Consider the following 12936-nt stretch of genomic DNA (forward strand, 5'->3'; position numbering starts at 1 on the left):
TTCGTCCGGCGGACCTCGAAAGATCGCGAATGACATGACGAAACCGCCCCGGAAGCGGCATGCTTCCGGGGCGGTTCGTAACAACTGCCAACTTCTCGCCGACGTGCGGCGAGAGATGGTCAGAACGGGATATCGTCGTCGAGGTCGTCGCCGAAGCCGCCGCCGGAACCGCCGGACGAGCCGCCCGAGGAACCGCCAGTGCGGCCCCATTCGCTGCCGCCCGAAGAACCACCGGAGGAACCGCCGCCCCATTCGTCACCGCCGCGCGATGCTCCGCCCGAGCGCTGGCCGCCGCCGAAGCCGCCGCCCGAGGAACCACCCTCGCTCCAGCCGCCCCCGCCGCTGCGCTGACCACCGCTGCCGCCGCCCGGCGCACCGTCGAGCATGGTCAGCACGCCGCCGACGCCGCCGACCGAGACTTCGGTGGTGTAACGGTCATTGCCGTTCTGGTCCTGCCACTTGCGGGTGCGCAGCTGGCCTTCGATGTAGACCTTCGAGCCCTTGCGCAGGAACCGCTCGGCGACGCCGACGAGGCCGTCGGACTGGAGTACGACCGAGTGCCATTCGGTACGCTCCTTGCGCTCGCCGGTGGCGCGGTCCTTCCAGCTTTCGGAGGTCGCGATGCGCAGATTGGCGATGCGGCCGCCGTTCTGGAACGACTTGACCTCGGGGTCGGCCCCGAGGTTGCCGACGATGATGACCTTGTTGACGCTGCCTGCCATGCGGGAATCGCTTTCCTTCGAAATCTGGCGGATGGGTTAGCCCAAGCCGGGGCACCGATGCGAGTCCGGCAGGCCGCCTTTTCTACAATTGTAATGTTCCGGAGAGTGCCCACCCCGTTCGGCTAGGCGATAAATCGCCAAGCCTGCCGACCCTCCCGCAAGCGGGAGGGTAAGGCCTATTTTTCTCCCCTCCCGGTTGCGGGAGGGGCCGGGGGTGGGCCTTGAAACGCTACAGCCCCGCCGCCACCGCGACCCAGTACGTCGCGCCCGCCGCGATGTAGGCGAGGCCGAACAGGTAGGCGAGCATGAACGTCGGCCACTTCCAGCCGTTGGTCTCGCGCCGGGTCACCGCGATCGTCGACATGCACTGCGGCGCGAACACGAACCATGCCAGAAACGCCAGCGCCATCGGCAAGGTCCAGCGCCGCTTGAGCTGGTCCCCGAGTTCGAGCGCCTGCTCGTCCTCGTTGTCGCCCGCATCGACCGCGTACGTCGTCGCCAGCGAGGACACCGCTACTTCGCGCGCGGCCATCGCCGGGATCAGCGCGAGCGCCATGTCGCGGTTGAAACCGATCGGCTCGACCACGAAGGCGAGGCCGTTCGCCACCTTGCCCGCGATCGAGGCATCGACCTGGCTCTCGCCCGGGCCGGCCTTCGGGAAGTTGAGCATGACCCACAGCACGACCGTGACCATGAAGATGATCGTGCCCGCGCGGCGCAGGAAGATCCACGCGCGCTGCCACAGGCCGATCGCCATGTCCTTGAGGCGCGGCATCTGGTACTTGGGCAGCTCCATGATAAAGCCCGAAGCGGCGCCCTTGGTCATCGAGCTGCGCAGCGCCAGCGCCACCGCCATGGCCCCGACCACGCCCACGACATAGAGCGTGAACAGCACCAGCCCCTGCAGGCCGATCCCGCCCCACACGCTGGTATGCGGGATAAACGCGGCGATGATCACCGCATAGACCGGCAGGCGCGCCGAGCAGGTCATCAGCGGCGCGATCAGGATCGTGGTCAACCGATCCTTGGGGTCGGTGATCGAGCGCGTCGCCATGATGCCCGGAATGGCGCAGGCGAAGCTGGAGAGCAGCGGGATGAAGCTGCGGCCGGACAGGCCCACGCTCGCCATCATGCGGTCCATCAGGAACGCGGCGCGGGCCATGTAGCCCGATGCCTCCATGGCGAGGATGAAGGCGAAGAGGATGACGATCTGCGGCAGGAACACGATCACCGAGCCGACGCCCGCGATCACGCCGTCCGTCAGCAGGTCGCGCAGCAGGCTTGGCGGAAGCGCGGCCTTGACGCCGTCGTGCAGCGCACTGACGCCCGCATCCAGCGCATCGGCGAACGGAGTCGCCCAGGCGAACACCGCCTGGAACACCACGAAGAGGATCGCCAGCAGGATCACCGGGCCGACCCACGGGTTCAGCAGCAGTTGGTCGAGCTTGGCGTGAAGACGGTGGCGCTTGGATTCCGAAAGGATCGCCGCATCCGCCATGGCATGCGCGGCGACGCGGCGTTCGGTCTGTCCGAGGGCGGTCAGGCCCGGCCCCGGATGACGCTCGCCCGCGTTCGCGATCGCCTCGCCCAGTTCGGCAAGGCCGCGGCGGCGCACCGCGACGGTCGGGATCACCGGCACGCCCAGTTCCTCGGCCAGCACGGCGGCGTCGAGGACGAGACCGTCACGCTCCGCCAGATCGACCATGTTGAGCGCGACGACGGTGGGCTTGCCCAGCGCCAGCAGTTCCTGCGCGAAGACGAGATGCTGCTCTAGGTTCGATGCGTCGAGCACCACCACCAGCACGTCGGGCGCGGCCTCGCCGGGGAAGTGCCCGGCGATGACCTTGGCGGTCACTTCCTCGTCCGGGCTGGTCGGGTCGAGGCCGTAGGCGCCGGGAAGGTCGGTCATCTCCACCGGCTCGCCGGTCGGCAGGACGAAGCGGCCCGACTTTCGTTCCACGGTAACGCCGGGATAATTGGCGATCTTCTGGCGCGCGCCGGTCAGCGCATTGAATAGCGCGCTCTTGCCCGCATTGGGGTTGCCGACGAGCGCGACCTTGCGTTGACGGCTCACAGTTCCTCGACCTCCATCGCGGCGGCATGGGCGCGGCGCACGGCCACGGTCATGCGGCCCACGGTAATGGCGATGGGGTCGCGCCCGCCCAGGATGCCGCGATGCGACACCGCAATCCTGGCGCCCTCCTCCAAGCCCAGGGCACGGAGCCGCCGCGCCTCTTCCTGGACGAGCGCGGGCCAGTGCACGGCGACGATGCGCGCGGACCGGCCGATAGGAAGCATATCGAGAGTCATGGTGGCGCGGTGCCAGATAACACCCTTAATTGCAACCGGATCGCAATAGCGGAACCAAGGGTTTTCGCAGGGGAAAGGATTTGAAACGATACCTGCCAATCCTCCCTGTCGCGCAGCGATGGGGAGGTGGCGCCGACGAAGTCGGTGACGGAGGGGGCTGTCTGCCCTTACCCCTCCACCACCCGCTGCGCGGGCGGTCCCCCTCCCCATCGCTTCGCGACAGGGAGGATGCCACGGTCAGCGCGCCGGGTAGCGCATCCGGCCGAGCAGGCGGGTCATGCTGAAACGCTCGTCAGGCTTGCGCAGCAGCTGCGACTTGGCCTTCTCGAAGCGCATGATCCCGGCGATGCGGCGGTCGAGGAAGGCGCGCGTCTCGGCCTTGTCCTCGCTGGTGTCACGCGCGAAGGCATGGAGCGTGGCCGCATAGATGCCGCCCAGGATCGCGCGCTTGGTGTAATGGTTGTAGTCGGTCGCGGTATCGCCCGCGAGCCGCCACATGGCATCGGCGCTGCGCCAGCCCAGCCGCGTCGAAGCGGCGATGTTCTGCGGCATCGCCATGATCGTCAGCGCCCGCAGTAGCGCTTCCTCGCGCCCCGCCACGGCCTCCAGCCGCGCCCAGACGAGGCGGCGGATACGCTCGCGGATCGAAAGGTTCGACAACGCGCCCCCTCCGACCGAGGCCGTCATCGTCGCATCGACATGCCCGATCCACGCCGAGATCATCGCCATCGCCCCGTCGCGGAAGGCATAAGCCGCCAGCGCGGGATCGACACCGGCCGACGCGGCAGCCGAGGCGACCGCGTCTGCAGTCCAGCCGTCGAACACGGCGGCATCGGCCACCAGCGGAGCCAGTTGCAGGCGCAGTTCGTCGAGCGAGGCGGCTTCTTGCGTCATTTCCAACGTCCTCAGAAGGTCGGGCCGTATACCGGTTTGGCGGTCTTCGCGCCCTTCTTGCCGTAGGTCTCGATGACCGACATCAGCTGCGCGCTGCCGCCTTCGATCTTGGCATAGTCCCGCGCGCTGCGGCCCGAATTGTCGGAGCGGTCGGGATTGGCACCCGCTTCGAGCAGCGCCTTGGTCAGTTGCAGGTCCTTGCGGTGGACAGCGAAGATCAGCGGCGTCTCGCCCGCGTCGTTCGAGGTGTCAGGGCTGGCCTTCTGATCAAGCAAAAGCTGCGCGCCCTCGCGCCAGCCGAGGTTCACCGCCAGTTCCAGTGCGCTGCGCCCGCGATCGTCGGTGGCATTGACGTTGGCGCCCTTGGCGATGAGGTAGCTGAGCCATGTCAGGTCGCGGCGCGCGGTGACGATGTGCAGCGCGCCCTCGCCGGTGGTGACGTCCTTGGCGTTGATGATCTGGGAGGACTTCATGATCGCCTCCTCGACCTTGTCGCCTTCCTTCTTCTTCACCGCTTCGAGGAACTTGTACCCTTCCGAGAAGTCGGCGCGGGCGGGCGAGGTCATCAGCAGGCTCATCGCGAACACGGGAACAGCCACCTTGAGGACCATGCGAGAAAGGCCCACAACGCGGCGTATCGTCATCTTCAGCACTTCTAACGTCCTTCCACCACAGGTCTTTACGCGCGCCCCGCCATCCGCGCCTTGCATGGAGGCGTCTAGCAGGTCATGAGCGTGGGCGCCATGACATACCTTGCACGTCGTCTCGCTCCCCTTGCACTCGTATTGCTGGCGGGGCTGCCGCTTTCCGCCTGCTCAAAGCAGCCTGCGGTCAAGCGTCCGCCGCTCGAAGGCGCGGCCATCGGCGGGCCGTTCACGCTCGTGGACAAGGACAACAAGCCGGTCACCTGGGACAGCTTCAAGGGCCGCTGGCGAATCGTCTACTTCGGCTACACCTTCTGCCCCGACGTCTGCCCGCTCGACATGCAGGAAACGATGCGCGGCTTCGCCGAATTTGCGAAGCGCGAACCGGCCAAGGCGGCGAAAGTGCAGCCGATCTTCATCACCGTCGATCCGCAGCGCGACACGCCCGAGATCGTCGGCCAGTGGACCTCGGCGTTCGGCCCCAGGCTGCTCGGCCTCACCGGCACCCCGCAGCAGATCGAAAGTGCTGCCAAGGCCTTCGCGATCTACTACAAGAAGGGCTCCGACACGCCCGGCGGCTACCTGATGGATCACGTTCGCATCACCTACCTGTTCGACCCCGATGGCAAGCCGATTGCCATGCTGCCCTCCGACCAGGGCCGCAAGGCGGTCGAGGCCGAGCTTGAAAAGTGGGTGAAGTGAGCGGCCAGAAGCCCTTCTGGGAACTGCCCCTCGACCGCCTGACCCGCGATGAGTGGGAGGCCCTGTGCGACGGCTGCGGCCAATGCTGCCTGCACAAGGTCGAGGACGATGACACCGGCGAGATTTACCACACCAATGTCGCCTGCAAGCTGCTCAACCTCAAGACCGCGCAGTGCAGCGACTATGCCAACCGCCGCAGCTTCGTGCCCGACTGCCTGAAGCTGACGCCCGAGAGCGCGGGCCGCTACGCATGGCTACCGCCGAGCTGCGCCTACCGCCTGCGTGCCGACGGCGACCCGCTGCCCGAATGGCACTACCTCGTCAGCGGCAGCCGGGACACGGTGCACGAGGCGGGCATCTCGGTCGCGGGCAAGGTGATCTCGGAGACGGTGGCCGGGCCGCTCGAACAGCACATCGTCTGGCCCTACGGCGACGAGGATGAGGAGGAGTGGGAGGTCGAGGACGGCAGCGCGCCGTGGGACGTCCTGCCGGAGCAAAAGCGCTGAATGCGATGCTCGACTGGCTGAGGCGCGATCCGCGCGAAGAGCTGGTCGTCGAGGTCGGCGACCGCGCCCTTCCCGTGGTGGTCCGCCACCTCGACCGCGCCCGCCGGATGACCATGCGCCTTGCGCCCGACGGCAGCGAGGTGCGCATCTCCGTCCCCCGCTGGACCCGCACGGCCGAGGCGGTCGCTTTCGCCCAAAGCCGCCGCGACTGGCTGGCGAAGCAGCTCGCCGCCCTCCCCGCCGCCGCGCCGATGGCGGACGGAACAACGATCACCTTCCGGGGCGACGCCCTCGCCGTGGTCCACGACATCACCGCGCCGCGACGCCCGGTCGTCGACGACGGCGAACTGCGCCTCGGCGGCCCTGCCGATTCGCTTGCCCCGCGCGTCCTGCGCTGGCTGCAGACGGAGGCGAAGGACCTCCTCGCCGCCGACCTCGCCGAATATTGCGAGCGCGCCGCCCAGCCCTGCCCCGCCCTCGGCCTGTCGAGCGCGCGGCGGCGCTGGGGTTCCTGCGCGCATGACGGGACGATCCGGATCAACTGGCGGCTCATCATGGCGCCCGATCCGGTGCGCCGCTCGGTGGTCGCACACGAGGTTGCCCACCTCGTCCACTTCGATCACTCGCCCGCGTTCCATCATGTCCTCAAGACGATCTTCGAGGGGTCGATTCATGAGGCCAATCGATGGCTGAAGGCGCATGGCCGGTCGCTCTATGTGCCGTTTGGGTAGCGTTGGGTGCCGTTAGGGCCTACATGAGTGCCATGTTGAAGCGCAGTGGAATCTGGAAAGACGCAAACCCGACCGGGATGGTCGCGGATTTCAAGCTGGTCTGGAAGCAGGCCGGACACAACCGCTGGCGCATCGCAGCGGTGTCGGCCGCCTGCACTTTCGGCGTTTTCTATCTGATGTTTACGCAGGAAGGCAGCGCCCCGCACCCGCCGCCGAAGGTCACCTGGATCTCCGTCCTCAAGGAACACCGCACCGACGCCGAGATCGAGGCGGAGAACCTCGCCAACCAGAAGGCCAAAGAAGCCTACGCCCGCGAAATAGCGCGCCGCGACAAGGACGTACGCGAACTCTACAAGACGATCGGCCGCTATTCCGGCATGGACGTCGACAAGATCGCGCGCGAAGCCGACGCCGAGGAAGCCGCCAAGGCCAAGGCCGATCGCGAGCGGATCGAACAGAATCTGAAGGCAGGCGGCATCGCCAACCCCAAGCTGGCACCGGACGCCGCCCAGCAGTGAACGACAGGGGGGGGAGCGAAGACGCGCGCTGGCTCGCCGCCGCCGCGGCCCTCGCCGCGCGCGCCCGTCCGCTCAGCAGGCCGAATCCGGGCGTCGGCGCGATCATCGTGAAGGCCGGCCGCGTGATCGCGCGCGGCTGGACGCAAGCCGGCGGCCGCCCTCACGCCGAAGCGATGGCGCTCGCCGCCGCCGGAGAGGCCGCGCGCGGGGGCACCATCTACGTCACCCTCGAACCCTGCGCCCACAAGTCGGAGCGCGGCCCGGCATGCGCCGACCTCGTCTCGCAGTCCGGCCTCGCCCGCGTGGTGATCGGCTGCATGGACCCCGACCCGCGCACCTCGGGCGCCGGGATCGGCCGCATCCGCGCCGCCGGAATCGCGGCCGAATACCTGCCTTCGACGGCCTGCGAGCAGAGCCTTTCCGGCTATCTCACCACCAAGCGCCTCGGTCGCCCCGAGGTGACGCTCAAGCTCGCCCTGTCGCTCGACGGCTGCATCGCACTGGCGAGCGGCGAAAGCCAGTGGATCACCGGCGCCCAAGCCCGCGCCCACACCCACGCCATGCGCGCCCGCGCCGATGCGATTCTCGTCGGCGGCGGCACATTGCGGGCCGACACCCCCCGCCTCGACGTGCGCCTGCCGGGATTGGAGGACCGCAGCCCGCAACGCTGGGTGCTGACACGCGGCTCCGCTCCCGAAGGCTGGCATACGCTGCCCTCACCCGAGGCCATCGCCGGGATGGAAGGCGTCTTGCACCTCTTCGTCGAGGGCGGCGCCCATGCCGCGACGGCTTTCCTCGCGGCGGGGCTCGTCGATCGCCTGCTGATCTACCGCGCACCGGTGCTGCTTGGCGGCAGGCCGGGCCTTGGCGACTTCGGCCTGTCCTCGCTGGCGCAGGCCCATGGCCGCTGGCGGATGATCGAGCGGCGGCAGCTTGGCAGCGACACGCTCGAAGTCTACGACGCGCGAAATTCTCACGAAGGCTAGCTCATGTTCACCGGAATCGTCACTGCCGTCGGCACCATCCGCGAAGCCCGCAAGACCGGCGACCTGCGCGCCGTCATCGCCTGCCCCTTTGATCCGGCGGGCATCGCCATGGGCGCCTCGATCGCCTGCTCGGGCGTGTGCCTGACCGTGGTGGACAAGGGCGGCGTGGCCGGTGACGCCTGGTTCGCGGTGGACATCTCGGCCGAATCCGTGGCCCGCACCGTCTCCGACCGCTGGCAGGAAGGCCGCCACCTGAACCTTGAGCCGGCACTGAAGCTGGGTGACGAACTGGGCGGTCACATCGTCACCGGCCACGTCGATGGCGTCGGCACCGTGGTCAGCATCGAGCCGGTCGGCGATTCGCGCCGCTTCGTCATCGCCGCCCCCAGGGAACTGGCCCCTTACCTCGCCCCCAAGGGTTCGATCACCGTCGATGGCATCTCCCTCACCGTCAACGAAGTGAGCGACGAGCCGGACGGCACCTGCCACTTCGCCCTGAACATCATCCCCCACACTGCGGAAGTGACCACCATCGGCGCGATGCACGCAGGCGACGGCGTCAATCTGGAGATCGACGTGCTGGCCCGCTATCTCCAGCGCATGCAGTCGCTGCGGAGCTGATCGGCCTGCGGGTCGCTGCAAAGTCACCGCGTGTCGGTGACTTTGCGTCTTTCTCCCGATGATCCGCCCCCCTGCCCCTAGGCTGGCGGCTACGGCATCATTTGGAGACTACGGCATGCATGGAGCCGCGCCGCAAGGCGGCTTGCTTCGGACCCGGACCAAGGCGCTCTACAGCTTTGGCAACGTCGGGAACCAGTTGTTCCGCGACGCGCCGATGATCCTCCTGCTTTACTACCTCACCAGCATCGTCGGTATCCCGCCGGCGATCGCGGGCGCGGCGATCTTCGTGCCCAAGGTCATCGTCGGCGCGCTCAGCGACTTCACCGTCGGCGTCGTTTCCGACCGCAACCTCCATCGCTTCGCGCGGCGAAACTGGCTGCTCGTCGGCGCGGTGCTGGCGCCCTTCGCGATGATCGCCACGTTCTTCGTGCCCAATGCCGCGATGAGCACGCAAGTCGGCTACGTCGTCGTCGCCTTCAGCTTCTACATGGTGACCTTCGCCAGCTTCTCCGTGCCGTTCCTTGCGCATTTCTCGGAAATCAGCAGCGATCCGCAGGAGCGTACGGTACTGATGGCGTGGAAGCACGCCTGGACCGGCGCGGGACTGCTGCTCGGCTCGGCGCTGGTGCCATGGCTCATCCACGAACTGGGTGCCGATCGCGGCGCCTACGTCACCGGCGCGGCGCTGTTGGGCGGGATCACCGCGATCAGCCTCGTCACCGCCTGGAACGCGGTGCGCAAGGTGCAGGTCGTCACGCCTCTCGAGCGCGACCTCTCGCTGCGCGGCCTGCTGGCCACGCTGACCTTCCGCCCATTCCGCGTCCTGTGCCTTTCCGCCGCCGCCATGACGGTGGCGGCAGGCACCTGCTCGGCGGCGATGGCGTTCTTCATCACCTACAACATGGGGCGGACCGACGCGCTGGTGCAGCTCGGCATCCTCGTCGCCATTGCGGGCTGCGTCGTCATGGCCGTCTCGCCGCTCTGGGTGGCGGCGGCGAAAGTGCTGGGCAAGCGCAACGCGTACCTCGTCGGCGCGCTCGGCCATGTGATCACGCTGCTCGTCTGGTCCAATGCCGGCGCCGGGCCGATCTGGGTGACCTATGTGTGCTCGGGCTGCGTCGGGTTGTTCAACTCCGGGTGGGGCCTGATCGCGCTCTCGCTCCTCACCGACGCCATGGCACAGGCCCGCGCGGAGACCGGGCGCGATACCGCCGGCTCGTTCGCCGCGATCTGGTCGATCATCGAGAAGGCCGGAATCGCGCTCGGCGGCACGCTGATCGCGAGTTCGATCCTGGCGATCGGCGGCTTCGATTCAGCCGCCGCCAAGCGCGGCATCGCCCAGAGCGCTGAGGCCATCGACGCGATCCGCTACGCCTTCGGAATCGTCCCGGCCGCGCTGATGTGCATTGCCGCGCTGATCATCTGGCGCTGCGTCCCCGCACGCGGAGGCGCAGCGCTGGCACACTAGCTATCGTGCTGCGCCGCCGCCACGATCGCACGGTTGAGGCGGGTCTGGCGCAGGGCGGAGGGGTGCAGCACGCTGCGGTTCGGCAGCCCCCTCACCGCCAGAGCGAACTCGCGAACCTGCGTCGCGAAATAGTGCGTGATCCCGTCGTTGAAGAGCGCATCGTCATCCACCGGCGCCCGCTCGGGCATGACGACGGGCTCGTCGTCGATCCAGAGTTCATCGCCGTTCTCGACCCGCACGGTGGCGTTCTCGAAGTGCGCGACCTTGCGGTTCATCGTGCGCTTCTGGTTGTACGAAACGTGGATTGAGGCGAGCACGTCGTCAGGATAGCGCAGCAGGATCATCGCCTCGTCCTCTGCCGCCCAGTCGGGCTGGAAGCGCGCCGCCTCGACATGGATGCGCAGCGGATCGATCTCGCCGACGACGAGTTGCAGGAAATCGATCGCGTGCGGGGCGAACAGGGTAAGGACCAATCCTTCCTCGCGCGTGCGGGTCGCCCACCAGGGTGCCTGCGGGCCGTCCCAGAACACGCACATCGAGATGCTGACCGCCCGCAGACGGCCGAACCCGGCGCGGCGGTCCTGCAGCGTACGCACCGCCTCGACATGGCGAAAGGTGTGCCCGGCGGCAAGGACCAGCCCGGTTTCGTCCGCCAGTGCAGCGATCCGCTCGGCATCGGCGACGGTTTCGGAGAACGGCTTCTCGACCAGCACGTTGCGCCCGGCGCGCAGCACCTGCTCCACCTGATCCGCGTGCAATGCGTTAGGCGTGCACAGCACCACTGCTTCGACAGCATCCAGCGCCAGCGCCTCTTCCAGCGAAGTGCAGGCGTGTTCGGCGCAATACTCTTGCGCGAACTCGGCGGCGCGGGCGGGATCGGGATCGACCACGGCGACCAGTCGGGCATACTCCGGACTGCGGGCGATCGCCTTGAGATGCAGCGGCGCAATCCGGCCGCAGCCGACGAGGGCGATCCCGATGGGTCGATCGATTGTCATGCAGGCTCCACGTAACGTCAGGCGGGAAAGGCCTGACGAGGCCCATATCTTCACCCGCCGTCCATCACCGCCTGGGCGGTTGATCGACAGGCGGACGATACCCGGTCAGGCCAGCGGGCCTGCCGTGAAACTCTCGCGCGTGATTTCGAAGATGACGTGCTCGACCATCACGCCGCAGCGCTCGTAGCTGCGCGAACGGCCCTCGACCAGACGGCCGCCGATATTCGCCATCGCCTTGCGCGAGATGACGTTGTCCGCGCCCACCTGGAAGATGACACGCTCGAAATGCTGGAGTGCGTGCGCAAGCATCATGCGCTTGAATTCGGCGTTGTACCCGCCGCCCCAGTAGCGGCGTGCCAGGAACGTCCAGCCGATCTCGATTTCGCCGGGTTGCTCGACTTCGGGCGCTCCGTAGCGGGAGGAGCCGACGATTGCGCCGTTCTCCCGATCGAGGATCGCAAGGGCGCCGCCACCCGCCAACGCCTCGTCGAAGAAGCCGCGGAACACCGGCTCCTGCCAGCGATCGTGCGAGGGATGCACGGCCCAGATGTCGGGATCGGACGCGACTGCGAACAGCGCATCCCAATCCGCCTCAAGCAGGGGCCTGAGCGTCAGCCGGTCCCCTTCGAGAACCGGCTGACGGTCCATGATCAGGCCGTCACGGCCGCGACGGCGGCGATGAACTGGTCGATGTTGCCGTCGGTCAGACCCGCGACGTTAATGCGGCCCGAAGCGGCAAAGTAGATACCGTATTCCGAACGCATCGCCTGCACCTGCTCCGGAGTGAAGGGGATGATCGAGAACAGGCCGTTCTGCGAGCCCACCGGGGTCAGGTCGACGCCGCCGGTCTTGCCGGCCGTCTGCAACTTCGCACGCACGCCGCGCATGCGTTCACGCATCTCGTCGAGTTCGGCCAGCCACTGCGCGGTCAGGGCCTCGTCCTCGAAGATCACGCGAACCGCCGCGCCGCCGTGATCTGGCGGCTGCGACCAGTTGGCACGGGCCAGCGAGTGGCCGTTCGACATGACCTTGGCAAGATCGGCCGGATCGGCGACCATTGCGTAGAGCGCCCCGACGCGGTCACGATAGAGACCGAAGTTCTTGTCGCACGAATAGCAAATGAGTGCTTCCGGAACCGATGCCAGAACGCGGCGCAGGCCGTAGGCATCTTCTTCCATGCCCTGGCCGAGGCCCTGGTAGGCAAGGTCGAGTACCGGAAGAATGGTCGAAGCGGCCAGCAGTCCGGCGATCTCGTCCCATTCGGCATTGGTGTAGTCGATGCCGGTCGGGTTGTGGCAGCAGCCGTGCAACAGGATGGCATCGCCTTCCTGCGCCGTGGCGATCGCGCCGCGCAGGGCGTCCATGTCGGCGCCGGCGCCGGTCGCGTGGTTGAACTCGAGGACTTCGAGGCCGAGATCGGCGCAAATCTGGTTGTGGTTTGGCCAGCTGGGCTTGCCGACGATGACGCGCTTGTAGCCCGCACGCTTCACCATCGCGAGCGCGAGGCGCAGCGAACCGGTGCCGCCGGGTGTCTGCATGCCCTCGATCCGGCCGCCCATGGTCGGGTTGGCCTTGCCGAACACGTAGGGCATCAGCTTCTCGACGAAGCCCATGTCACCCTCGGGGCCGAGGTAGGCCTTGGAGTCCTGCTCCTCGACCAGCTTCTTCTCGGCCGCCTTGATCGCGGCGAAGACCGGCGTGTCGCCGTCGGCGGTCTTGTAGACGCCGACACCGAGGTCGATCTTGTCCGCGCGCGGATCGTTGTTGTGGAGCTTGATCAGCGCAAGGAGCGCGTCAGCGGGCTGTTGCTTGAGATCGTTGAGCATGGCGGGCGGC

Annotated in this window: 15 protein-coding genes; 7 read left to right on the top strand and 8 right to left on the bottom strand. The window is 67.7% G+C overall.

All coding sequences use genetic code 11. The features are described from left to right. Nucleotides 1–119: 119 nt before the first annotated feature. The 5 genes from ssb to BES08_RS20800 all read right to left on the bottom strand — a co-directional run bounded on the left by ssb (nucleotide 120) and on the right by BES08_RS20800 (nucleotide 4579). Nucleotides 120–722 carry a single-stranded DNA-binding protein gene (gene ssb, locus BES08_RS20780; protein WP_008829842.1) on the bottom strand — a complete coding sequence of 201 codons (603 nt, stop codon included), beginning with the start codon at nucleotides 720–722 and terminating at the stop codon, nucleotides 120–122. 229 nt (nucleotides 723–951) lie between these two features. Then, on the bottom strand, nucleotides 952–2796 hold the full coding sequence (gene feoB / locus BES08_RS20785) for a ferrous iron transporter B (RefSeq protein ID WP_036527938.1): 1845 nt from the start codon (nucleotides 2794–2796) through the stop codon (nucleotides 952–954). Continuing rightward, entirely contained in the window at nucleotides 2793–3032 is a 240-nt protein-coding gene (locus BES08_RS20790; protein ID WP_008829840.1) for a FeoA family protein, read from the bottom strand. The genes feoB and BES08_RS20790 overlap by 4 nt, the downstream gene beginning before the upstream one ends. A 237-nt stretch (nucleotides 3033–3269) precedes the next feature. Beyond that, complete coding sequence (locus BES08_RS20795) at nucleotides 3270–3926, bottom strand: COQ9 family protein (RefSeq protein WP_036527940.1); 657 nt, start codon at nucleotides 3924–3926, stop codon at nucleotides 3270–3272. Nucleotides 3927–3937: 11 nt separating this feature from the next. After that, nucleotides 3938–4579: an ankyrin repeat domain-containing protein gene (locus BES08_RS20800; RefSeq protein ID WP_370424662.1), complete on the bottom strand. Its 642-nt coding sequence runs from the start codon at nucleotides 4577–4579 to the stop codon at nucleotides 3938–3940. 75 nt (nucleotides 4580–4654) lie between these two features. On the opposite strand from BES08_RS20800, the gene BES08_RS20805 reads away from it, so the two are divergent. The 7 genes from BES08_RS20805 to BES08_RS20835 all read left to right on the top strand — a co-directional run bounded on the left by BES08_RS20805 (nucleotide 4655) and on the right by BES08_RS20835 (nucleotide 10102). Then, nucleotides 4655–5272 (top strand): SCO family protein, encoded by a 618-nt coding sequence (locus BES08_RS20805; RefSeq protein ID WP_036527945.1) that lies wholly within the window; start codon nucleotides 4655–4657, stop codon nucleotides 5270–5272. Next, nucleotides 5260–5778, top strand: a complete 519-nt coding sequence (locus BES08_RS20810; protein ID WP_069709418.1) for a YcgN family cysteine cluster protein — start codon at nucleotides 5260–5262, stop codon at nucleotides 5776–5778. The genes BES08_RS20805 and BES08_RS20810 overlap by 13 nt, the downstream gene beginning before the upstream one ends. Nucleotides 5779–5783: 5 nt before the next feature. Further along, on the top strand, nucleotides 5784–6509 hold the full coding sequence (locus tag BES08_RS20815; RefSeq protein WP_036527949.1) for a M48 family metallopeptidase: 726 nt from the start codon (nucleotides 5784–5786) through the stop codon (nucleotides 6507–6509). Nucleotides 6510–6532: 23 nt separating this feature from the next. Then, nucleotides 6533–7027, top strand: coding sequence for a hypothetical protein (locus tag BES08_RS20820; RefSeq protein ID WP_231958304.1), 495 nt, complete (start codon nucleotides 6533–6535; stop codon nucleotides 7025–7027). Then, complete coding sequence (ribD, locus tag BES08_RS20825; RefSeq protein WP_036527953.1) at nucleotides 7024–8013, top strand: bifunctional diaminohydroxyphosphoribosylaminopyrimidine deaminase/5-amino-6-(5-phosphoribosylamino)uracil reductase RibD; 990 nt, start codon at nucleotides 7024–7026, stop codon at nucleotides 8011–8013. The genes BES08_RS20820 and ribD overlap by 4 nt, the downstream gene beginning before the upstream one ends. A gap of 3 nt (nucleotides 8014–8016) precedes the next feature. Continuing rightward, nucleotides 8017–8634, top strand: coding sequence for a riboflavin synthase (locus BES08_RS20830; RefSeq protein ID WP_036527955.1), 618 nt, complete (start codon nucleotides 8017–8019; stop codon nucleotides 8632–8634). A 115-nt stretch (nucleotides 8635–8749) separates the two neighbouring features. Continuing rightward, complete coding sequence (locus BES08_RS20835; RefSeq protein ID WP_036527957.1) at nucleotides 8750–10102, top strand: MFS transporter; 1353 nt, start codon at nucleotides 8750–8752, stop codon at nucleotides 10100–10102. On the opposite strand, the gene BES08_RS20840 is transcribed toward BES08_RS20835, so the two are convergent. The 3 genes from BES08_RS20840 to BES08_RS20850 all read right to left on the bottom strand — a co-directional run bounded on the left by BES08_RS20840 (nucleotide 10099) and on the right by BES08_RS20850 (nucleotide 12926). Continuing rightward, nucleotides 10099–11100 (bottom strand): Gfo/Idh/MocA family protein, encoded by a 1002-nt coding sequence (locus BES08_RS20840; RefSeq protein WP_036527960.1) that lies wholly within the window; start codon nucleotides 11098–11100, stop codon nucleotides 10099–10101. The two genes, BES08_RS20835 and BES08_RS20840, sit on opposite strands and share 4 nt — an antisense overlap. 105 nt (nucleotides 11101–11205) lie before the next feature. After that, nucleotides 11206–11748 (bottom strand): GNAT family N-acetyltransferase, encoded by a 543-nt coding sequence (locus BES08_RS20845; protein WP_036527961.1) that lies wholly within the window; start codon nucleotides 11746–11748, stop codon nucleotides 11206–11208. 2 nt (nucleotides 11749–11750) lie between these two features. Beyond that, on the bottom strand, nucleotides 11751–12926 hold the full coding sequence (locus BES08_RS20850) for an amino acid aminotransferase (protein WP_036527963.1): 1176 nt from the start codon (nucleotides 12924–12926) through the stop codon (nucleotides 11751–11753). Nucleotides 12927–12936 lie beyond the last annotated feature (10 nt).

It is taken from the genome of Novosphingobium resinovorum (assembly GCF_001742225.1).
GTDB lineage: Bacteria > Pseudomonadota > Alphaproteobacteria > Sphingomonadales > Sphingomonadaceae > Novosphingobium > Novosphingobium resinovorum_A.